The organism is Pseudarthrobacter sp. NPDC059871, from assembly GCF_042731175.1.
Lineage (GTDB): Bacteria > Actinomycetota > Actinomycetes > Actinomycetales > Micrococcaceae > Arthrobacter.
In genome coordinates, this window is the sequence record NZ_JBHWJV010000001.1 from 309914 (window position 1) to 331343 (window position 21430).

The window sequence follows — 21430 nt, forward strand, 5'->3', positions numbered from 1 at the left end:
CTAGAAGATGCGGAGGGTGTAGTTGGTGCTGGGCAGGTCCAACGCGGACCAGTCCTGGTGCGAAGCAACGGGAGGCGTGTGACCCCGGCCGTCGCTGAGGAGTGCCGCTACGGTGGCCGCGGCGACGAGGAGGAGGACTATGACGAGGATGGCTGCGAAGATTTCCATACCTCCATGCTTCTCCTGTGGAGCAGCAGGAAACAGTGGCAGAAATGCCCAAAAAGGGAAAATTTCTGCCACACTGAAGACATGCTGAAAACGGTGGCAGTGATCGTGGTTCCCAACTTCTCGATGTTTGAATTCGGCACCGCCTGCGAGGTGTTCGGAATCGACCGCTCGGACCGGGGCAGCGGCGTTCCCGCCTTCGAATTCCGGGTCTGCACGCCGTCGCCGGGGGAGGTGCCGCTGAAATCCGGCCTTTCCATGAACGTCAAACTCGGCCTCGAAGCGACAAAGGACGCGGACCTGGTGATCATGGCCCCGTTCGGACGCGACCAGGACCTGCCCGAATCGCTCCTGGATGCCCTGCGCGCCGCTGATGCCAGGAAAGCCTGGGTCATGTCCATCTGTTCCGGCGCTTTCGCCCTGGCCCGGGCCGGGCTGCTGAATGGCCGACGCTGCACCACGCACTGGCATTACTCGGACCAGCTGGCCGCCTCCTATCCGGACGCGCTGGTCGACGAAAACGTCCTGTATGTCCAGGACGGCAACATCATCTCCTCTGCCGGAACCGCCGCAGGCATAGACGCCTGCCTGCACCTGGTGCGGGTGGAGCTCGGTGCACAGGTTGCCTCCGCCATTGCAAGGGACATGGTGGTTCCGCCGCACCGCGACGGCGGCCAGGCCCAGTTCATCGACCGGCCCATGCCCACCTGCGGCTCGGCGCCCATGGAGGCACTGCTGCGCTGGATGGTGCAGAACCTGGACCGTGAGCACTCGGTCAATGAACTGGCGGCCCGGGTACACATGTCAGCGCGCACGTTCGCACGGAAGTTCCGGTCGGAAACCGGGGCCACGCCCGCCGCCTGGCTCAATTCCCAAAGGGTGCTGCGGGCGCAGGAACTCCTCGAGTCCACAGACCTGAATATCGATGAAGTGGCCCGCGAATCAGGCTTCGGCCACCCGGTGCTGCTGCGGCACCACTTCGCAAAAGTGCTGGATACCAGCCCGCAGTCCTATCGCCGGGCGTTCCGGGGGCAACTGGCCGAGGCGGGCTAGCCTACGCGCCGGACGCCCCGTCGTCGTCCGCTGACGCCTGGTCCTGCTCCGCTGCGGCGCGGGCACTCTCCACGAGGATCCGCCACGGGCCGGTGACTGCACGCTCCGGCAGGGCGGCACGGCGCCCGCCGGCACGGATGGAATAGATAAACCGGTCGGGCTGGGCGTCGGCGAACTCCCTGGCCGCCGCCACCGCGGTCCGCGGGACGGCGTCCCAGGGGCACGCCTCAACGATCGGCTGCCACTGGCTGATGGCGGTCTCGGACCGGGCATCCACGGTCCACACCCTGGTGATCGCCGCGATTCCGCCCGTGCGCTCCACACTGATCTTCATGGCCTGGTTCCTGGGGCTTCCGCTCAGCCTGGCGGCCTGGAATCCGGCAGCCAGGCATCTGTTAAAGCTTGACCTTCACAGTTTCCCACGCCTGCCGGACGGCGTCATGCTCCTTGCTGTCCGACCCGAAAAGTTCCCCCGCCGCCGCGAGCGTGGCACGGGCAAAGACGCTGAAGGTGGCCGTGGCGGGAAGCGAGCCCCCGGTCAGGGTTTCGTACCAGATGCGTCCCGGCGCGTCCCAGGCGTTTCCGCCCAGGGCCTGCGCCACTAGGTAGAACGCCCTGTTGGGGATGCCCGAGTTGATATGGACGCCGCCGTTGTCAGCGCTGGTCCGGACGTAGCCGTCCATGGAATCAGGCTGGGGATCCTTGCCGAGCACATCGTCGTCGTACGCCGTTCCCGGGGCCTTCATGGAGCGCAGTGCCTGCCCCTGGACGTCCGGGGTAAAGAGTCCCTCGCCGATGAGCCAGCTGGCGTCCGCCGCGGACTGGCCGTTCACGTATTGCTCCACCAGTGCACCAAAGACATCCGACATTGATTCGTTCAGGGCTCCGGCCTGGTTGCGGTATGCCAGGCCGGCGGAAAACTGCGTGACGCCGTGCGCCAGTTCGTGGCCGATGACGCTCAGTGAGGCGGTGAACCGCTGGAAGACGGCGCCGTCGCCGTCACCAAAGACCATCTGCTTGCCGTCCCAGAAAGCATTGTCATACAGCTTGCCGAAATGAACGGTTGCGTCCATCGGGAGCCCGCGGCCGTCAATGGAGTCCCGGCCAAAGACGTCCGCGTAGAGGCGGTGGGTATGGCCCAGGCCGTCATAGGCTTCATCGGCGGCGACGTCTCCGGTCTGTGGTTCGCCTTCCTTCCGCACCAGTTTTCCGGGAAGGGATTCAGCGCCATGGGCGTCATAAATGGTCCTGATTGCCGGGCCCGGTTTGGCAGCCAGCATCCCGGCCTGGGACTCCGGCCGGGCGGTTATCCGGGCGGCCTGGACACTCTTCACATGGACCAGGGCTTCCTTGGCAGCCCTGGCCGCGGCGGAGTACTCCGGTGCGTCCTGCCGGGCAAGACGCCGCAGCAGGTACGGCGGAACGATGGTGCAGAACGGAACGTGCATGGCGTACCCCCTCAAGTAGGTAACTTCAGGTTAGGAGGGGGCACCGACATTTGGCGGCAGCCACACTGCAGCCAGGTTTCCGCCACACAGCAGTCAGCAGCCGCGGCTGTGCACGCATTGCAGGGCGGGCCTGCTGTCCGGCGGGTTAAACAAAAACCCCGCCGTACCGGACGGCGGGGTTCTAACTGTGCCCTCGATAGGATTCGAACCTACGACCTTCTGCTCCGGAGGCAGACGCTCTATCCCCTGAGCTACGAGGGCAATCCAGGGTTCCTGCCGTTGCTGGCGGGACGTCCTAGAGCTTAGCAGGAAGGTGCCCCGCAAAGGAAAATCGGCGCGGGTTCAAGGCCCGGGCCAATCCCCGGCAGCGCCGGAGGGGCTTGCCCCGGCACCTGGGCCACGCCCATCAGTAACCCGAGAAAGAGTCCACGTGCACGCGCCGTGCCCCGGCCTGGCGTGCGGCGCGGCGCAGGGACGCCACGCTGGCGGGCGAGCCGGACACGTAGACGTCGCGGCCCGCGATGTCCGGGACGAGGGCCTTCAGCCCGGCTGCGTCGAGCCTGGAAGTGCCGGCCGGCGCAGCGTCGAGGCCTGACGGCGGCTCTGACCCGTCGGCGGTGCGGACCAGGACCCGGACACCCGAAGTCCGGAGCTCGTCCGCATAGGCGACATCCTCCGCGCTCCTGGTCAGCAGGAGCAGTACCGCGTCGCGTTCCTCAAGTGCGCCGGAGGCAATGTGCGAGAGGAACGGCGTGATGCCGATGCCTGCCGCGACCAGGAGCACCGGACGGTTCGGATCCCGGGACAGGACAAAGTCGCCGCCCACGGACGTTGCCGTGAGCTCATCACCGTGCCGCAGCCCCAGCAGGACCTTTTTGGCCGCAGAAAGGGGTTCTGCAGTACGGACGCCGAATTTCACGAGGCGCTCCCTTGGCGAACCGGCAAGGCTGAACACGCGCCGCCTGCCCTTGCCGTCGGTTTTTGCGTGCGGCAGGTCCAGTTCCATGTACTGGCCGGGGAGGAACCGTACGGGATGCGAGGGCGTGAACGAGAACTCGGTGGTGCTGGGCGTCAGCGGCCGGCTGGAGGCAAAGCGGAGCTTTACGCCGCCGCGCTGGCCCAGCAGGAAGGCTGCAAGGTTGCCCACCAGAAGGGCAGCCTCCGGCGAATTGGCGATGAAGCCGAAGTTGTACGGGACGGCGAACAGCACGCCCACCAATGCCGCCAGGGACAGCTGCTGCCAGCGGCGCGGCGGCAGCGTCAGAGGTTCGGACAGCATGAAGCCGACAAAGAACAGCACAGGACGCTGCGCCAGTGCCTGCCACACACCCATCCCCACACCCATACCGGCCCGGAGCAGTTCCAGCGTGATGATCGACGTTGAGACCACCGTGAACACCGAGGCCATCAGGAGCTTCCGGGTCCGGTACAGGACCACCAGGACGCCGGGAACCAACAGCCACAGCATGGCCGGCGTGGCTGCCCACCAGGTGGCGATATTGAGCCCGGTCAGGCCAGTCACGAAGGCACCGAGGGCGGCAGGGTTGAAGACGTGCCTGCCCCGCCACGCCAGCGCGTATTTCGATGCGGAGGCAAGGACGCAGGCCAATGCCACGCCGGCGACGTCCATGGCCTGGAACGAAGGCCAGAACAGGAAGTAGAGCAGGAGGCCGGTGATGAGGGAGGACTCCGAGTGCGGGCGCACCCGGAACAACGCCGCCAGCCCACGGTTCGAGGCATAGGTCAGCAGGAGGCACAGGGCCAGGTGGGCCAGCATCTCCGGAATGCCGAACGTCAGCCATCCCAGCACGTCCAGCAGCAGGCTGTACGCCACCAGGCCCGCCAGGACCAGCAGGATGAGCCGGTACATCGTGAAGCGGCCAAGCACGGTGTCCAGGCGCCCGGCAATGGTGGATGCCGGGCCGGCGGACGGCGTCTCAACGGTGCTCATGTAAACAGTGTCCCTTCGAATTCTGCGGAATAGGCGGCGCTGCCGTCGGAAAAAACCGTCAGCCAGGAAACGTCGAATGACTCCTCGAGCACAGCGCCGGGGACGAAAAAGAGGGCGGTGGCGAGGGCGTCGGCCACGGCGGCGGTGTCCGCCAGCGCCCAGGTTGCGACGGCGGTGCGCACCGGTAGCCCGGTGGTCGCGTCAAGGACATGGTGCAGTCCGTCGCCCCAGGCCCGGCGGTTGGCGGCGGAAGCGCACAGTGCCCTGCCGCCGAGTTCCACCACGCCGATGGCCTGGGCCGGGTTATACGGATGTTCGAGCCCCACCGGGACGGTGCCGGGGCCGCGGGCCAGCAGGTCACCGCTGGCGTCCACCATGAAAGCCTCCACGCCGTGTACCTCCAGGGCGGACGCCAGCACATCAACCAGGAGGCCCTTGCCTGCTGCCCCGATGTCCAGTACCACCGGGGCGGCGGTGCTGATCGACGTTCCGTTCCAGTCCAGGACGTCCTCCCAGCGCGGGGCTGGCAGCGGGTCACCCGACGGCCGGAGGGTGTAGGCGGCGTCGTAGCCCAGGCGCTCGAGGCTTGCGCCCACCAGCGGCGTCATGGCGCCACCGGTCAGCCCGTACAGCGTCCTGTACAGATCCCCGAGCCCGGCGGCTTCTGCGGGAAAGCTGTAGCTGCCGGGCTCGCGGGCCATGGCACTGACCAGCGAGTCGGCGCGGAAGCGGGACCAGGCGGCGTCGAACTTCTCCACGAGGGCCAGCAGGTCCTGCTGTGCGGACGGCCCAAGGACGTGCGGCGTGGAAACCTCCCAACGGGTCCCGATTCCCTCGAACGAAAAAGCAGCCCAGTCCGCGTGCGGCACCGCCTACTGCGCCTCCGACTTGATCTGCTCCACGGCCTGGTTGAAGCCACCACTGGTCAGGGAAGAACCGGCCACCTTGGACACGTTTAGATCCTCGATGTTCTTGCCCACCACCTGGGCAGCGATGCCGCCGGCAAACTCGCCCTGGAACTTGCGGGTGTTGGGGTTGGACGGGTGCTGCGTGATCTGGACGTCCGTCACTTTGCCCGACGCCAGGGTCAGCTGCACGCCCACCGTTTCGTTACCGTTGGGCGAGACGTAGGTGCCGTCAGCGCTGTAGGTACCGTCCTTGTAGCTCGAACCGCTGCTGGCAAGGGCAGATTCCCCTGCGGAGGGTGTGGTTGCGGCAGCAGAGGCGCCGCCGGCGGTCGGGACGGGGTTGCTTTCGGCCGCCGAGGGGGCGCAGCCGGCCACAGTGCCCACGAGGGACAGCCCGGCGATTCCAACGTAGATGCTCTTGCGTACTGGGCGGTTCAGTGCTGAGGGTCTCATGAAGGCTCTCGTTTCGTAGGGTGATCACAGGTATCGGCGGACGTTACGACCTTGTCAACGCTGAAACCACCATATTGGTTCAACCCTGTGCATTCTCTGGAATTTCCTTGGAGGCGGCCTGTGCGGAAGCTCGACGAAGCAAATGCCCGCAATTCTTTGCTGTGACTGGCCCCCGGTACCCTAGAAGAGTGACTCCCGAAGAACTCTCCCTCGCCATATCCGCATGCCTGAAGGACGCCGTCGCCGCCGGCGAAATCGCCCTGGCAGAATCAGCCGTCCCCGAGGACGTGCGCGTGGAGCGACCCAAGAACCGGGACCACGGCGACTGGGCCACCAACATCGCGCTGCAGCTCGCGAAGCAGGCCGGCACGAATCCCCGCGAATTCGCCACCATCCTCAGTGCGCGGCTGAAGACAATCAGCGGGGTTTCCGCCGTGGACATCGCCGGGCCGGGGTTCCTGAACATCACCGTTGACGCTGCTGCCGCCGGTGCCCTGGCCAAGGCGATCGTCGAGGCCGGCACACAGTACGGCACGAACACTGCGCTCGCAGGCCACACCGTCAACATGGAATTCGTCTCCGCCAACCCCACCGGGCCGCTGCACATCGGCCACACGCGGTGGGCTGCCCTCGGCGACGCCATTGCCCGGGTGCTGCGCGCCTCGGGCGCCGACGTCACTGCGGAGTACTACATCAACGACGCCGGCTCGCAGATGAACACGTTCGCCAACTCCGTGTACTCCCGCCTGCACGGCCTGCCCGTCCCCGACGGCGGTTACCCGGGCCAGTACATCGCGGACCTTGGCCATGAGGTCCTCACAGCGCACCCGGACATCCGCGAACTCACCGAGGTCGCCGCTTTGCCGGTCATCCGTGCTGCCGCCTACGAAGCCCAGATGAAGGACATCAAGGCCACACTCGCTGACTTCGGCGTCGCGTTTGACGTCTTCTTCTCCGAGCAGGAGCTGCACGACGCCGGCGCCATCGAAAGTGCCGTGGCGCGCCTGCGCGAGCAGGGCCACGTGTTCGACGACGGCGGCGCGGTCTGGCTGCGCACCACGGACTTTGGCGACGACAAGGACCGCGTCATGATCCGGGCTAACGGCGAGCCCACCTACTTCGCGGCGGACGCCGCCTACTACCTTTCCAAGAAGGACCGCGGCTACACGGAGAAGATCTACCTGCTGGGCGCCGACCACCACGGCTACATCCACCGCCTCAAGGCCATCGCTGCCGCCGCCGGGGACGATCCCGAGGTCAACATCGAGGTGCTGATCGGCCAGCTCGTTTCCGTCAACGGGGCCAAGCTCTCCAAGCGCGCGGGCAACATCATCGAGCTCAAGGACCTCATCGACTGGCTGGGTAAGGACGCGGTCCGCTACTCGCTGGCCCGCTTCCCGGCGGATTCCCCGCTGACGCTGGACCCGGAGCTGCTGAAGAAGAACAGCAACGAAAACCCCGTGTTCTACGTGCAGTACGCCCACGCCCGTTCCCGCGGTGCCGCGCGCAACGCGGTGGCAGCCGGCGTGGAACGCCAGGTGGACGGCGCGGACAGCTTCGATGCCTCGCTGCTGGACCACGCCACCGAGAACGAGCTGCTGTCCTTCCTGGGCAGCTACCCGTCGGTGGTGGCCAAGGCCGCGGAACTGCGTGAACCGCACCGCGTGGCACGGCATCTTGAAACCATCGCCGGCGCCTACCACCGCTGGTATGACGCCTGCCGGATCGCCCCCATGGGAGACGAAGCCGTCACCGATACCAACCGCACGCGGTTGTGGCTCAACGACGCCACCAGCCAGGTCCTCGCCAACGGACTTGACCTGCTGGGCGTCTCCGCCCCGGAACGGATGTGAGTGCCATGACAACCACTGGAAGCACTGTGCACGCCGGGCAGGCGGCGTCCCCGCTGGCCCCCGAATGGCTGCAGGTCCCGGCCGACCTGAATGCGCTGCATGAACCCATGTGGGCCGGCAGCGTGGACCGGAACAGTGCCGGCGCCCTCACTGTCGGCGGAGTTGACGTGCAGGAGCTCAAAGAGCAGTTCGGCACGCCCCTCTTCGTGATGGACGAAGCCGATTTCCGTGCCCGTGCGCGCGCCTTCAAGGACTCCTTCGACGCCGCCTTCGCCGACATCTGCGGCGGCGTGGACGTGTACTACGCCGGTAAGTCCTTCCTGTGCACCGCCGTGGTGAAGTGGGTGGACGAGGAAGGGCTCCGCCTGGACACCGCGTCCGGCGGTGAGCTCGCCGTGGCCGCCCGCGCCGGCATCGCAGGGGAGCGGGTTGCGCTGCACGGCAACAACAAGTCCGACGCCGAGATCACCCGGGCCCTGGACATGGGCCTGGGCCGCATCGTGGTGGACAGCCTGGACGAGCTGGTCAGGGTGGGGGACATTGCCCGTGCCAGTGGCCGGCTGGCAAAGGTCATGCTCCGGCTCACGCCGGGCGTGCACGCGCACACCCACGAATTCATTGCCACCGCCCACGAGGACCAGAAGTTCGGCCTTTCCATGGCTGCGGACACCACGGACCAGGCTGGGCTCTCCGCAGCGGAGGAAGCTGTGGCCGCAGCATCGGCCCATCCGGGCATCGAGCTGCTCGGCCTGCACTGCCACATCGGGTCGCAGATTTTCGAACCCGACGGGTTTGCCCTGGCCGCCGAGAAGCTGCTGCGCTTCCTGGCAGCCATGCAGGAAAAGTACTCCATCACCATGCCCGAACTGGACCTCGGCGGCGGATACGGCATTGCCTACACGCCGGTGGACACCCCGCGCCCCGCAGCGGAGATCGCGGCGGCGATGGCCGCCGTCGTGCGTTCCACCTGCGCCGAGCTGGGCATCGACGCGCCGCGCATCTCCATCGAGCCTGGACGCGCGATCGTTGGCAGCACCACTTTCACGTTGTACGAAGTGGGAACTCTCAAGACCGTCCGCGTTGATGCGACTCCTTTGAACAGTGGTGACGCAGGCAACAACGTTACGTATCCCCGCCGCTATGTTTCAGTGGACGGCGGCATGAGCGATAACGCCCGTCCAGTGCTGTACGACGCCGATTATTCGGCCGTCCTTGCCTCGCGCACCTCCACGGCCGCCCCGCAGCTGTCCCGAGTGGTGGGCAAACATTGCGAGAGCGGCGACATAGTTGTTAGAGATGTATATCTGCCCGGGGACGTGGCAGCCGGTGATCTGCTTGCTGTACCGGGAACCGGCGCCTACTGCTGGGCCCTCTCGAGCAACTACAACTATCTGGCCCGGCCGGGCGTTGTCGCGGTGCGCGACGGATCTGCCCGGCTGATTGTCCGCGGGGAAACCGAAGAAGATCTGCTGAACCGCGACATGGGAGCCTGAATGACGGAAATGCGAACCCTGAAAGTAGCCCTTCTGGGCTGTGGCAACGTTGGGGCCCAGGTTGCGCGGATCCTCATTGAGGACGCCGACGCCCTTGCCGCCCGTACCGGTGCGCGGCTGGAACTCAGCGGCATCGCCGTGCGCAACGTGAACTCGAAGCGCGACGTCGAGCTGCCGCAGGAACTGTTCACCACCGACGCCGAGACCCTGGTCAAGGACGCCGACCTGGTCATCGAACTGATGGGCGGCATCGAACCGGCCCGCACTCTGATCCTCTCCGCGCTCACCAACGGCGCCTGTGTGGTCACCGGCAACAAGGCCCTGCTCGCGCAGGACGGTCCCACGCTGTACGAAGCAGCGGACAAAGCCGGCGTGCAGCTGTCCTTCGAGGCTGCCGTTGCCGGTGCGATTCCCATCCTGCGGCCCATCCGCGACAGCCTGTCCGGCGACCGGATCACCCGGGTGCTGGGCATCGTCAACGGCACCACCAACTTCATCCTTGACCAGATGGATTCAACAGGTGCCCAGTTCGCCGACGCCCTCGCCGAAGCGCAGCGCCTCGGTTACGCCGAGGCCGACCCGACAGCCGACGTCGAAGGCCATGACGCCGCCGCCAAGGCGGCCATCCTCGCAACGCTGTCCTTCCACACCCGCTTCGCGCTGGAAAACGTCCACTGCGAAGGCATCACCTCCGTCACTGCGGCAGACATCGCTGCGGCCAAGGACGCCGGATTCGTCATCAAGCTGCTGGCGATCGCCGAAAAGTTGACTGTCACAGACACAGAAACAGACGGCAAAGACGGCGTGTCCGTCCGCGTACACCCCACACTGCTGCCGCGGGAGCATCCGCTGGCAGCCGTCCGCGGCGCGTTCAACGCGGTCTTCATCGAGGCCGAAAACGCCGGCGAACTGATGTTCTACGGCCAGGGTGCCGGTGGCACGCCGACGGCGTCTGCCGTCCTGGGCGACCTCGTCTCCGCCGCACGGCGCCTGGTCCTGGGCGGACCCCAGCGTACCGAAACCACTACCGGCCACGTCCCGGCCCTGCCGATCGATGCCTCGGTCACCAGCTACTACATCGGACTCGACGTCGCGGACCAGCCCGGCGTCCTGGCCAGGATCGCCCAGCTGTTCGCCGGGAACGGTGTCTCCATCGAAACCATGCGGCAGACCATCCACCGCGACGCGGAGTCCAATGTGGAATCCGCCGAACTGAGGATCGTCACCCACCGTGCGTCCGAGGCCGCCCTTGCGGCCACCGTCGAGGCCGTGAAGGGCCTGGACGTCATCAATTCAGTTACATCCGTTCTGCGGGTAGAAGGAGTCTAAGTGGCTCACCAATGGCGCGGCGTCATCCGCGAATACGCTGACCGCCTGCCCGTCACGGCATCCACCCGCGTCATCACCTTGGGCGAAGGCGGCACTCCGCTGGTGCACGCACAGAAGCTCTCCGAGCTCACCGGCTCCGAGGTGTACCTCAAGGTTGAGGGCATGAACCCCACCGGATCCTTCAAGGACCGCGGCATGACCATGGCCATGACCGCCGCCGTCGAGGCCGGTGCCAAGGCAGTGGTGTGCGCCTCCACCGGCAACACCTCCGCCTCCGCGGCCGCCTACGCAACGGCAGCGGGGCTGAAGTGCGCCGTCCTGGTGCCCGAAGGAAAGATCTCCATGGGCAAGCTGAGCCAGGCCATTGCGCACGGCGCCACGCTGCTGCAGGTGGACGGCAACTTCGACAACTGCCTGGACATCGCCCGGAAACTGGGGGAGTCCTACCCGGTTTTCCTGGTCAACTCCGTCAACCCCGCCCGGATCCAGGGCCAGAAGACGGGAGCGTTCGAGGTTGTTGACGCCCTTGGCGACGCCCCGGACATCCACGTCCTGCCCGTGGGCAATGCAGGCAACATCACCGCGTACTGGAAGGGCTACAAGGAGTACTCCGCGCCGTTCGAGTCCGAAACCGCCGGAACGCTTCCCGCAGTGTCCACCAAGACACCCACCATGTGGGGCTTCCAGGCCGCCGGTGCCGCGCCGTTCGTTGCCGGACACCCCATCACCGAACCGGACACCATCGCCACGGCCATCCGGATCGGCAACCCCGCCTCCTGGGACGGTGCCGTTGGCGCCCGCGACGAGTCCGGCGGCCTGATCGACGCCGTGACTGACGACGAAATCCTGGCCGCACACCGCTGGCTGTCCGCCAAGGAAGGCGTCTTTGTGGAGCCGGGCTCCGCTGCTGGTGTCGCCGGACTGCTCAAGAAGCACGCTGCCGGTGAAGTTCCTTCCGGGAAGACCATCGTCATCACTGTCACGGGACACGGGCTCAAGGATCCCCAGTGGGCGCTGCGCACCGAGGACGGCAGCGACGTGCAGCCGGTCAAGGTCTCCAACGACGTCGTCACTGTTGCTGCTGAACTGGGACTGGAAGAAAAATAGCCTTGAACGCCACCTCGCAGGCCGCCGTCGGACTGCAACTCATTGAGCCCGGCCAGCGTGTCACGGTCCGGGTCCCGGCAACCACGGCCAACCTCGGCCCGGGATATGACAGCCTCGGAATGGCCCTGGCCCTGCACGACACCCTGACGGTGGAGAGCCTGGACACGGACGAGCTCGTCTTCGACCTGCGCGGCGAAGGGGCAGACACCCTGCCGCGGGATGCCAGCCACCTGGTGATCCGGGCAATGGACGCGGCCTTCGAACGGCTCGGCTTCCGCCACGGCGGCCTGAAGGTGACGGCCCAGAACGTCAACCCGCACGGCAGGGGGCTGGGCTCCTCCGCGTCAGCGGTGGTGGCCGCTGTGTCTGCCGCAAATGCCATGGTTCCAGCGGAAAGCCGGCGCGGCCGGGACTGGATCCTGCAGCTCACCAGCGAAATGGAGGGCCACCCGGACAACGTCGCACCGGCGATTTATGGCGGACTGGCGCTGTCATGGCAGGACAGTGACCAGTACAGCAGCACCCGCGCCGAGGTGGCTGGAGCGGTGGTTCCCATCGTGGCTGTCCCGGACTTCGAACTGTCCACCGAAGCGGCGCGGGCCCTCCTGCCCGCCTCGGTGGGACACCACGCCGCCGCCATGAACTCGGGCCGGGCCGCACTGCTGGTCCACGCCCTGACGCGGGATCCCGGATTCCTGCTGGCGGGCACGGAGGACTACCTGCACCAGAGCTACCGTGCATCGGCCATGCGGCCCAGTGCGGCGCTGATTGGTGCGCTGCGGCAGGCGGGCCATGCCGCAGTGGTTTCCGGTGCCGGCCCCACCGTGCTGGTACTGGCCAACGGCGAGCCGGAGGCCGCCGACATCCTGGCCTTCATCACCGCGTTTACAGGAGCCAACACGCCGGAAGTGAACTGGCGCGTGCTGAAGCTCGCAGTGGACGTGGAAGGTGCTAAGGTGGACGTGCACCGGCGGTAATTCCGCCTATCTGATCTGCTTCTGCACTCAGTTGCAACTGATCTCCTACTGCGAATCTATTCCGGTGCCACCTGCTTGGTCTGTCGCAGGAATTTGCAGCATCCAACTGCCCCCCACGCGTCAGCCCTCCGTCCCGCCACGGGCGGTACGGAAGGTGAATCAGTACCGGCCCTGCTGGCCGAAATCCAACCGGCAAGGCCGCAAAATGCGGCTGCAGATCTGAACTGCAGCCCAGATCAAATCATCGCGTCCAGCTCCCAGTCCGGACGCCGTCGAGGGGGAAGGATCCTTCGTGACCGAAACCACTGAGCTGTCACCAGCTGTGGAACTATCATCTTCTGTTGCCGAGTCACCGGCAGCACCCGCCAAGAGCAGCGGCCTTGCAGGCCTGAAGCTCGCCCAGCTGCAGGCCTTGGCCAGCCAGCTTGGAATCTCGGGCGGTTCCCGCATGCGCAAGGGAGACCTGGTGGCTGCCATCTCCGCCCACCGTGCCGGCACTCCCACCACCAAGGCACCGGCCCGGGCAACTGAAAAGGCCACGGCTCCCGTTGCCGCTCCCGCTGTTTCCGCTCCGGCCGCCGCACCTGAGGCTGCCGAAGCACCGGCCGCTGAAGGCACCCGTGCCCGCCGCGGCCGCAGCCGCCGCGCCGGCAGCGATGGTGTTGTTGTGACCCCGGCCGCTGAAACTGCTCCTGCAGTTGACGCCGCGCCCGTTGCGGAAACCGCTGCAGCGCCGTCGGCTGCTCCCGCTGCGGAAGCCGCCGAAGGTGCCCCCGAGCGCCGCCAGCCCCGTACCCGCAACCGCCGCCGTGGCGAAGCCGCCGCCCAGGAGGCTCCCACCGAAACTCCCGCGGAGCAGCCGGCAGGCGAACCCGAGGCCTCCGATCAGGGGAACACGGAGCAGAAGGCCGCCGAGCAGCGCTCCGAGTCCACCGAAACGGTGGATGCCGGCCAGCGCAATGACCGCCGCGACCGCAGCCGTGGAGGCCGCGACAACCGCGATGCCGAGGGCGGCCAGCGTGACAACAGCCGTGACGCCGGTCAGCGTGACAACAGCCGTGACGCCGGTCAGCGTGACTCCGGCCAGCGTGACAACAGCCGTGACGCCGGTCAGCGTGACTCCGGCCAGCGTGACAACAACCGCGATAACCGCGATGGCGATGACACCGACGGCAGCAGCCGCCGGAACCGCCGCAACAGGCGCGACCGGAACGACCGTAACGACCGCTCCGGTGGCCAGGACCGGGACAACAGCTCCCGCAACGACCGCTTCCGCGACCGCAACGACCGCCGCCGCGGACGCAACCAGGGCCCCGATGTTGACGACGTCGAGGTCACCGAGGATGACGTCCTCCTGCCCGTCGCCGGCATCCTGGACGTCCTGGAGAACTACGCGTTCATCCGGACCTCCGGCTACCTGCCCGGCCCGAACGACGTTTACGTTTCGCTGGCACAGGTCAAGAAGTACAACCTGCGCAAGGGCGACGCCGTTGTCGGCGCCATCCGTGCACCACGCGACGGCGAAGACCGCAACCAGCAGTCCACCCGCCAGAAGTTCAACGCCCTGGTCCGCGTCACGTCAGTCAACGGCAAGACCGCCGAAGAGCTCAAGGACCGCGTTGAATTCGCCAAGCTGGTCCCGCTCTACCCGTCCGAGCGCCTGCGCCTCGAAACGGACCCCAAGAAGATCGGTCCCCGGGTCATCGACCTCGTGGCTCCCATCGGCAAGGGCCAGCGTGGCCTGATCGTCTCACCGCCCAAGGCCGGCAAGACGCTCATCCTCCAGTCCATCGCCAACGCGATCACCACCAACAACCCTGAGGTCCACCTCATGATGGTGCTGGTTGACGAACGTCCCGAAGAAGTTACGGACATGCAGCGCACCGTCAAGGGCGAGGTCATTGCCTCCACCTTCGACCGTCCCGCGGACGACCACACCACCGTGGCCGAACTCTCCATCGAACGCGCCAAGCGCCTCGTGGAAATGGGCATGGATGTGGTGGTCCTCCTGGACTCCATGACCCGCCTGGGCCGCGCCTACAACCTGGCAGCACCGGCCTCCGGCCGCATCCTGTCCGGTGGTGTGGACTCCGCCGCGCTGTACCCGCCGAAGCGCTTCTTCGGCGCAGCCCGCAACATCGAGAACGGCGGTTCACTCACCATCCTGGCCACCGCCCTCGTCGAGACCGGCTCCAAGATGGACGAAGTCATCTTCGAAGAGTTCAAGGGCACCGGCAACATGGAACTGCGCCTGTCCCGCCAGCTGGCAGACAAGCGCATCTTCCCCGCCGTGGACGTCAACGCATCGGGCACCCGCCGCGAAGAGAACCTGCTCTCGCCGGAGGAAGTCAAGATCATGTGGAAGCTGCGCCGCGTCCTGTCCGGACTCGAAACGCAGCAGAGCCTTGAGCTGCTAACCAATAAGATCCGGGAAACCGGGAGCAACGTCGAGTTCCTCATGCAAGTACAGAAGACGACGCTTGGTGCGAAGTCGGATAACGACAAGTAGCTGCGTTACAGGGGTGGGGCCGTCGCATATTTTGCCGGCCCCGCCCCTTCGCGTTGCGGCTGACGTACTGCGTACGTCAGCCGCAACGCTCCGATAGCGGGCAGGGGCCTTCCCAACGCTCGCAAGCTCGCGTCGGGTCCCTCGGCCGGGCCCTTACGGGCCACTCCCTGGCCGGCAAAATATGCGACGGCGGTCGCACGTCACCTGCCGCTGTATGCGTCATTAGACTTGTACAAGTCGAAAGAGGTTTATAAATGTTTGAGTCCGTACAGGGCCTGCTTGATGAGCATGACTCCATTCAGGCGCAGCTGGGGGATCCTGCTGTTTATGCTGACCAGCGGCTTGCCCGGAAGCTGGGGCGGCGGTCGGCTCAGCTCAATGGCATTGTGGAGGCCTACCACCGCTGGGAGGGGCTGCGGGACGATCTTTCCGCTGCCAAGGAGATGGCAGCAGAGGATCCCGAGTTCGCTGCAGAGGTTCCCGAGCTGGAGGCATCCCTGGAGACTGCCGCGGCCAAGCTTCGGCGCCTGCTGATCCCGCGCGATCCGGACGACGCCCGCAACGTGATCCTTGAGGTCAAGGGCGGCGAAGGCGGCGACGAAGCCGCGCTGTTCGCCGGCGACCTCCTGCGCATGTACACCCGGTACGCGGAATCCCGCGGCTGGAAGACCGAAATCATCTCTTCCACGGAGTCCGACCTGGGCGGATACAAGGACGTCCAGGTGGCCGTGAAGGGCAGCTCCAACGACCCCGCCGAGGGCGTCTACGCACGGCTCAAGTTCGAAGGCGGCGTCCACCGCGTGCAGCGCGTCCCCGTCACCGAGTCGCAGGGCCGCATCCACACCTCTGCCGCCGGCGTGCTGGTCCTGCCAGAAGTTGACGAGCCCGAAGAGCTCGAAATCAACCAGAACGACCTCAAGATCGACGTGTACCGGTCCTCCGGCCCGGGTGGCCAGTCGGTGAACACCACCGACTCTGCCGTCCGCATCACGCACCTTCCCACGGGCATCGTGGTGGCCATGCAGAACGAAAAGTCGCAGCTGCAGAACCGTGAAGCCGGCATGCGCGTGCTGCGTGCGCGCATCCTTGCCCACCAGCAGGAGCAGATCGACGCCGCCAACTCCGAGCAGCGGAAATCCCAAATCCGCACCATGGACCGCTCCGAGCGGATCCGCACGTACAACTACCCGGAGAACCGGATCGCGGACCACCGCACCGGCTACAAGGCGTACAACCTGGACCAGGTCATGAATGGGGACCTGGAACCGGTCATCCAGTCTGCCATCGAGATGGACGAACAGGCACGCCTGGACGCCATCGGCGACTAGTCCGCACGTATGAGTGAAGGCCAGTCCCTCGCTGACGCCGTCAGTGCGGCAACCGCTGTCCTCCGCGAGGCCGGTGTGCCCAGCCCCCGCGTCGACGCCGAGCTCCTCGCCGACTACCTGCTCCACGTCGGCCTGGGCCGGCTCCGCGCCCTGATGCTGGGCGACGCTCCGGCGCCGGAGGGGTATGACGAACTTGTCGCGGAACGGGCGGGCCGTGTACCCCTCCAGCACATCACCGGGGTGGCCCACTTCAGGTACCTGGAACTGGCGGTAGGCCCGGGTGTCTTCATTCCCCGGCCCGAGACTGAATCCGTGGTCCAGCTGGTGATCGACCATGTGGCGGGAATGGACGCGCCGCGGATCGTGGATCTCGGTACAGGGTCCGGCGCCATCGCAGGCTCGATCGCCCATGAAGTCCCCGGCGCCGAAGTCCATGCCGTCGAATTCAGTCCGCTGGCCCACGCCTGGGCGGCCCGGAACCTCGAACCCCTCGGTGTCCACCTCGTCCTGGGGGACCTGCGGACAGCACTTCCGGAGCTGAACGGAACCTTCGACGTCGTCATCTCCAACCCGCCCTACATCCCGGCCGAAGCCATCCCCAACGAACCCGAAGTGGCACTGCACGACCCGCCGGAGGCACTCTACGGCGGGGGAGCGGACGGTATGGAGCTCCCGACGGCGGCCGCGGCCTCCGCTGCGCGTCTCCTGCGGCCCGGGGGCTACTTTGTGATGGAACACGCCGAAGTCCAGGCCGGCTGGATCGCCGCCATGCTTGGCAGGCAGGGAGCCTGGACCGGGATCAGCACGCACGTGGACCTGAACGGCAAAGAGCGCGCCACCAGCGCCTTCCTTGCCGGACCCGGCCACACGGAATGAAAGAATAGGCCTGTGACCACAACCTACGACTGCAGCACCGACAGCCAGCGCGCCGAAGCCCTTGAACATGCCCAGCGGGCCATCAGCGAAAAGAAATGCGTGGTCCTGCCCACGGACACCGTGTACGGAATCGCCGCCGACGCTTTCTCTCCGCAGGCCGTCACCATGCTCCTGGTGTCCAAGGGACGCAGCCGCACCATGCCGCCGCCCGTGCTGATTCCCCGCATCAACGCCCTGGACGGGCTGGCCACGGATATTTCCGCGGAGGCCCGTAAGCTGGCGGAGGCTTTCTGGCCCGGCGGCCTCACGCTCATTTTCCACGCCCAGCCTTCATTGGACTGGGACCTTGGCGAGACCAAGGGGACTGTGGCGCTGCGGATGCCGGCCGATGAAATTGCGCAGGAGCTGCTGACCCTCACCGGGCCGCTGGCCGTGTCCTCCGCAAACCGGACCGGACACGCGCCGGCACAGACAGCCGCTGCGGCGCGCGAGCAGCTGGCGGACTCCGTGGAGGTCTACCTGGAAGGCGGCTTCCGCCCGGCCGAGGGCGCAGACGCTGTTCCTTCCACCATTGTTGATGCCACCGGGCCCCGCCTCCGCGTTGTCCGCAACGGCGCGGTCAGCCTCGACCAGCTCCGCGAGCACGTTCCGGGCGTCCTTGGCCTCGGCGAGATTCCAATGGCTGAGGAGGATCCGGCGGAGCCGGCCGTGGCAGCAGAACCGGCCGATGCTACTGGGTCTGCCAATACCGAGCCTGCCGATGCTGAGTCAGCCACCGCTGACGCTGCCGGTGCTGAATCTGCTGGTGCTGAGTCCGCAACCGCTGATGCTGCCGGAAAAGCCGAGCCGGCGGATGCTGCCGCACCGGCCAGGGAACAGCAGCCTTGATGGCACTGGACCGCCAGCAGATTCCTGTCCTGGACGTCCACGCCACGCCGCTGCGGGTTCCCGAGCTGGTTGAGGAGCTCAGCCTCTTCATTGAGGACGGTTCCACCCGGACGGTGCTGGGACACAACCTCCACAGCGTCACGCTCACCCTCTCCGATGATGGGTTTCGCCGGCTCTACGAGGCCAGTGACATCGTGCTCCTGGATGGGGCGCCGGTGCTGTGGCTGTGGGGGAGGACCGGCAACGCGGAGGGTCCCGTCATGGACTACCGGCTCGGCTCCACGGACTGGCTGCCCGCCCTCGACCAGGTGCGCGGCCTCGAGCGGATTGCCGTGGTGGGCGCCGGCAATGAAGCCAATTCCGGTGCGGTGGCCCGGCTGAGGACCATTGTTCCCGGTGCCCGGGTTGAAGGTTTTCCGGGCGAGGACTGGAACCCTGAACTGGAGGACGCCGCGGTCGCCTGGCTGCACCGCGAGCAGCCGCAGTTGGTGTTGTTGGGCCTGGGCATGCCCCTGCAGGAAGAAGTGCTGCAGCGTCGGCTCGCCGGCCTGCCGCCGGCCATTTACTGCGCCGTGGGTGGTGCTATCGAACAGCTGGCCGGGATCCAGAAACTGGCGCCCCGCTGGCTTGGCCGGCTGGGCCTTGAGTGGGCCTGGCGGCTGCTGCTGCACCCGCGCCGCGTTGCCTATCGTGTTTTCGGCGAGCCCTGGGTCCTGCTGTGGCTCCTGGCAACGCGCCGGTTATCCCGCAAGGGTTAGTGGGCTCCTCCGTCAGCCCTGCGCGGGAAGTACCGCTAGAACTTCTGGTCCTCCAGCGGGCCGAATCCTTTGCCGCGCAAGCCGGTGCTGAAGGTCCTGGCCCAGCTCAGCAGTCCGGGAAGGTCACGGCGCTGCAGGAAGTACCCCAGGTAGCCGCCTACGTCCGCAACGAACGAACGGACCCGGAAATACCGGCGGATGAGGTACCCGCGGTTGCGGTAGTAGTAGTAGCGCTTGAACGCCGACTCCGGAACGATGACGTGCCATCCGGCGCCGTACACGTGCTGGGTTTCGGAAAACGCATGAGGGTGTGTGATGGCTGTGGTGGTGACTGTGCCAAACCTGATCCCTGCCTGGCGGAGCCGGATGGTGAAGTCCACCTCGTCACCGCGGATGAACAGGCGCATGTCGGGCAGGCCCACCTTGAAGAACACGTCGGACCGGATTAGCGCGCCATTGAAGAAGTGCCCGTCGTCGGGAAGAAACCCCAATTTTTCCACTTCGGCGCGGTCGTGGGTGACCTTGCCGTCCAGCCGGAAGAAGAAAGAGAGCCTGTCGGGTTGTCCGGGGGCCGTAACGAGCGGGACCACAGCCTCAAGGTCGCGGGCTTCGGCTTCCCGCACAAGGGTGGCCAGGCATTCAGGATCGGCGGGCACCGCGTCGTCGTCCATCATCCAGATCCACCTGGCACCGCTGGCCACCGCCTTGAGGGCTGCGAGGGCGAACCCGCCGGCCCCGCCGAGGTTGGCTTCGGACCGGACATAGTCCACGTTGGCATGCTGTTCTGCTATGCCGCGCGCCGGCGTTGTGCCACTGTCCACCAGGCAGATGGTGTCCACTGCGGCCGACTGGGCCTTGATCGAATCCAGCAGTACCGCGAGTTCCCTCGGACGGTCGAAGGTCACGGCTGCAACTGCAATGCGGGCGGTCATGGGGGTCCTTTCAGCATGGCTGTCAGGGGTTTCCCTGCTCCTTCTGCGCGAGTGTGGCGCGGAGCCATGACGCCGTTGGCGCTAGTATCTTTGACTAGAGTCCACTGTAATACAGCCCTGTAAGGCACTGCGTAAAGCTATCCGCGTACTGTCTGCTGCGCGCTCGGCGACGGAGAAGTTTCATTTATCGCAGAACAGATTCCCGGCCAGTGAGCCCACCTATCCCGGACCTGCCGCCGGCGCGGCGGTCCATTCCCGGCCCCCTTAATTCTGAAACGGCCATCACCCCATGATCATGTACCTGCTCATGGGCCTGACGGCCGCCGTCGTGTCCTACGCCGCTACCTGGGGTGCCCGGGTGGTGGGCCACAGGCTCGAACTGCACCAGCCCATCCGCAGCCGCGACATGCATTCCACCCCCGTTTCCAGGCTTGGCGGCGTTGCCATCTTCCTGGGTGTGATGGTGGCACTGATCGTCGCGAGCCAGTCCTTTTTCGTCAAGGACATCTACCGGAACAATTTCTCGCCGTGGGGAGTGCTGGCCGGGGCCGCGGTGATCGTCCTGGTGGGCGTGGCCGACGACCTCCTGGACATCCGCTGGTGGGTGAAACTGATCGGCCAGAGCGTAGCTGCCCTGACCGTGGCCACCTGGGGCGTACAGATGACCATTGTTCCCTGGGTTCCGGAACCCATCTACCTGGAAAACGGAACGCTCCGGGTGGTGCTGACCGCGGGGCTCATTGTCACCACCATGAACGCATTCAACTTCATCGACGGCCTGGACGGTCTTGCCGCTGGAGTGGCCGTGATCGGCGGAACAGCGTTCTTCGTTACCGCCTACTGGGTACACCGCAATGCGGTCCTGCTGGATTACTCAGACCTTGCCACGCTCATTACGGCGGTCCTCGTGGGCGGCTGCCTCGGGTTCCTGCCGCATAACTGGTTCCCCTCAAAGATCTTCATGGGGGACTCCGGGGCCATGCTGATCGGGCTGCTGATGGCCTCGGCAGGCGTGGTGTCCACGGGGCAGATCACCTCGGGCCTGTATGACCGGGCCAACGGTATTTCCACTGTCATTCCCATCCTCCTTCCGTTCGCCGTGCTCTTCCTGCCCTTGCTGGACCTGGGGCTCGCAGTGGTCCGGCGCACCGCACGCGGACGCTCGCCGTGGTCTGCGGACCGTGGACACCTGCACCACAAACTCCTCGATATCGGCTACTCGCACCGCACGGCCGTGATCCTCATGTATCTCTGGACAGTGGTGCTGTCCTTCGGCGGGCTCGCCTTTGCGATCTTTCCCTGGCAGATCGTCCTTGCGGTTGACCTGTTCGCTACCCTGGTGATGGGCCTGATCACGGCGTGGCCGTACCTGTCACGCAGCGGCGAGGAACCAGCCACGTAA

19 protein-coding genes and 1 tRNA gene are annotated in these 21430 nt (G+C 66.3%); 12 read left to right on the forward strand and 8 right to left on the reverse strand.

What is annotated here, in order from left to right; all coding sequences use genetic code 11:
- Positions 1-168 carry a hypothetical protein gene (locus ACFV4R_RS01360; protein WP_200937942.1) on the reverse strand — a complete coding sequence of 56 codons (168 nt, stop codon included), beginning with the start codon at positions 166-168 and terminating at the stop codon, positions 1-3.
- An 81-nt stretch (positions 169-249) separates the two neighbouring features.
- Here ACFV4R_RS01360 and ACFV4R_RS01365 point away from each other — a divergent pair, with 81 nt between their 5' ends.
- Positions 250-1218, forward strand: coding sequence for a GlxA family transcriptional regulator (locus ACFV4R_RS01365; RefSeq protein WP_377202682.1), 969 nt, complete (start codon positions 250-252; stop codon positions 1216-1218).
- 1 nt (position 1219) lies between these two features.
- Here ACFV4R_RS01365 and ACFV4R_RS01370 read toward each other — a convergent pair whose 3' ends face one another.
- The 6 genes from ACFV4R_RS01370 to ACFV4R_RS01395 all read right to left on the reverse strand — a co-directional run bounded on the left by ACFV4R_RS01370 (position 1220) and on the right by ACFV4R_RS01395 (position 5978).
- Positions 1220-1552 carry a hypothetical protein gene (locus ACFV4R_RS01370; RefSeq protein WP_377202681.1) on the reverse strand — a complete coding sequence of 111 codons (333 nt, stop codon included), beginning with the start codon at positions 1550-1552 and terminating at the stop codon, positions 1220-1222.
- 61 nt (positions 1553-1613) lie between these two features.
- Complete coding sequence (locus ACFV4R_RS01375; RefSeq protein ID WP_377202680.1) at positions 1614-2666, reverse strand: M4 family metallopeptidase; 1053 nt, start codon at positions 2664-2666, stop codon at positions 1614-1616.
- Positions 2667-2854: 188 nt separating this feature from the next.
- A tRNA-Arg gene (locus tag ACFV4R_RS01380) sits at positions 2855-2927 on the reverse strand.
- Positions 2928-3072: 145 nt separating this feature from the next.
- A complete protein-coding gene (locus ACFV4R_RS01385; RefSeq protein WP_377202679.1) occupies positions 3073-4617 on the reverse strand; it encodes a ferredoxin--NADP reductase in 1545 nt (514 codons plus the stop codon).
- Entirely contained in the window at positions 4614-5486 is an 873-nt protein-coding gene (locus ACFV4R_RS01390; RefSeq protein WP_377202678.1) for an FAD:protein FMN transferase, read from the reverse strand. The genes ACFV4R_RS01385 and ACFV4R_RS01390 overlap by 4 nt, the downstream gene beginning before the upstream one ends.
- 3 nt (positions 5487-5489) lie before the next feature.
- Entirely contained in the window at positions 5490-5978 is a 489-nt protein-coding gene (locus tag ACFV4R_RS01395) for an FMN-binding protein (RefSeq protein WP_377202677.1), read from the reverse strand.
- 188 nt (positions 5979-6166) lie between these two features.
- Between ACFV4R_RS01395 and argS the strand changes: the two genes are divergently transcribed.
- The 10 genes from argS (at position 6167) to ACFV4R_RS01445 (ending at position 19096) form a co-directional block, all read left to right on the forward strand.
- Complete coding sequence (argS, locus tag ACFV4R_RS01400; protein ID WP_377202676.1) at positions 6167-7831, forward strand: arginine--tRNA ligase; 1665 nt, start codon at positions 6167-6169, stop codon at positions 7829-7831.
- A 5-nt stretch (positions 7832-7836) separates the two neighbouring features.
- Positions 7837-9324 carry a diaminopimelate decarboxylase gene (gene lysA / locus ACFV4R_RS01405; protein WP_377202675.1) on the forward strand — a complete coding sequence of 496 codons (1488 nt, stop codon included), beginning with the start codon at positions 7837-7839 and terminating at the stop codon, positions 9322-9324.
- A complete protein-coding gene (locus ACFV4R_RS01410; protein ID WP_377202674.1) occupies positions 9325-10653 on the forward strand; it encodes a homoserine dehydrogenase in 1329 nt (442 codons plus the stop codon).
- Positions 10654-11760, forward strand: a complete 1107-nt coding sequence (gene thrC / locus ACFV4R_RS01415) for a threonine synthase (RefSeq protein WP_091721182.1) — start codon at positions 10654-10656, stop codon at positions 11758-11760.
- A 2-nt stretch (positions 11761-11762) separates the two neighbouring features.
- Positions 11763-12737, forward strand: a complete 975-nt coding sequence (gene thrB, locus ACFV4R_RS01420; protein ID WP_377202673.1) for a homoserine kinase — start codon at positions 11763-11765, stop codon at positions 12735-12737.
- A gap of 292 nt (positions 12738-13029) precedes the next feature.
- Positions 13030-15246, forward strand: coding sequence for a transcription termination factor Rho (gene rho / locus ACFV4R_RS01425; RefSeq protein WP_377202672.1), 2217 nt, complete (start codon positions 13030-13032; stop codon positions 15244-15246).
- A 254-nt stretch (positions 15247-15500) separates the two neighbouring features.
- Entirely contained in the window at positions 15501-16574 is a 1074-nt protein-coding gene (gene prfA, locus ACFV4R_RS01430) for a peptide chain release factor 1 (protein ID WP_377202278.1), read from the forward strand.
- 9 nt (positions 16575-16583) lie between these two features.
- Positions 16584-17450 carry a peptide chain release factor N(5)-glutamine methyltransferase gene (gene prmC, locus ACFV4R_RS01435; RefSeq protein WP_377202277.1) on the forward strand — a complete coding sequence of 289 codons (867 nt, stop codon included), beginning with the start codon at positions 16584-16586 and terminating at the stop codon, positions 17448-17450.
- 12 nt (positions 17451-17462) lie between these two features.
- Positions 17463-18338, forward strand: coding sequence for an L-threonylcarbamoyladenylate synthase (locus ACFV4R_RS01440; RefSeq protein WP_377202276.1), 876 nt, complete (start codon positions 17463-17465; stop codon positions 18336-18338).
- Positions 18338-19096, forward strand: coding sequence for a WecB/TagA/CpsF family glycosyltransferase (locus ACFV4R_RS01445; RefSeq protein WP_377202275.1), 759 nt, complete (start codon positions 18338-18340; stop codon positions 19094-19096). Before ACFV4R_RS01440 ends, ACFV4R_RS01445 begins: the two co-directional genes overlap by 1 nt.
- 35 nt (positions 19097-19131) lie before the next feature.
- Here the strand turns inward: ACFV4R_RS01445 and ACFV4R_RS01450 are convergent, their stop codons facing one another.
- The gene (locus tag ACFV4R_RS01450; RefSeq protein ID WP_377202274.1) at positions 19132-20028 is read right to left on the reverse strand and encodes a glycosyltransferase; all 897 of its coding nucleotides are present in this window, start codon (positions 20026-20028) and stop codon (positions 19132-19134) included.
- A gap of 289 nt (positions 20029-20317) precedes the next feature.
- Between ACFV4R_RS01450 and ACFV4R_RS01455 the strand changes: the two genes are divergently transcribed.
- A complete protein-coding gene (locus tag ACFV4R_RS01455) occupies positions 20318-21430 on the forward strand; it encodes an MraY family glycosyltransferase (RefSeq protein ID WP_377202273.1) in 1113 nt (370 codons plus the stop codon).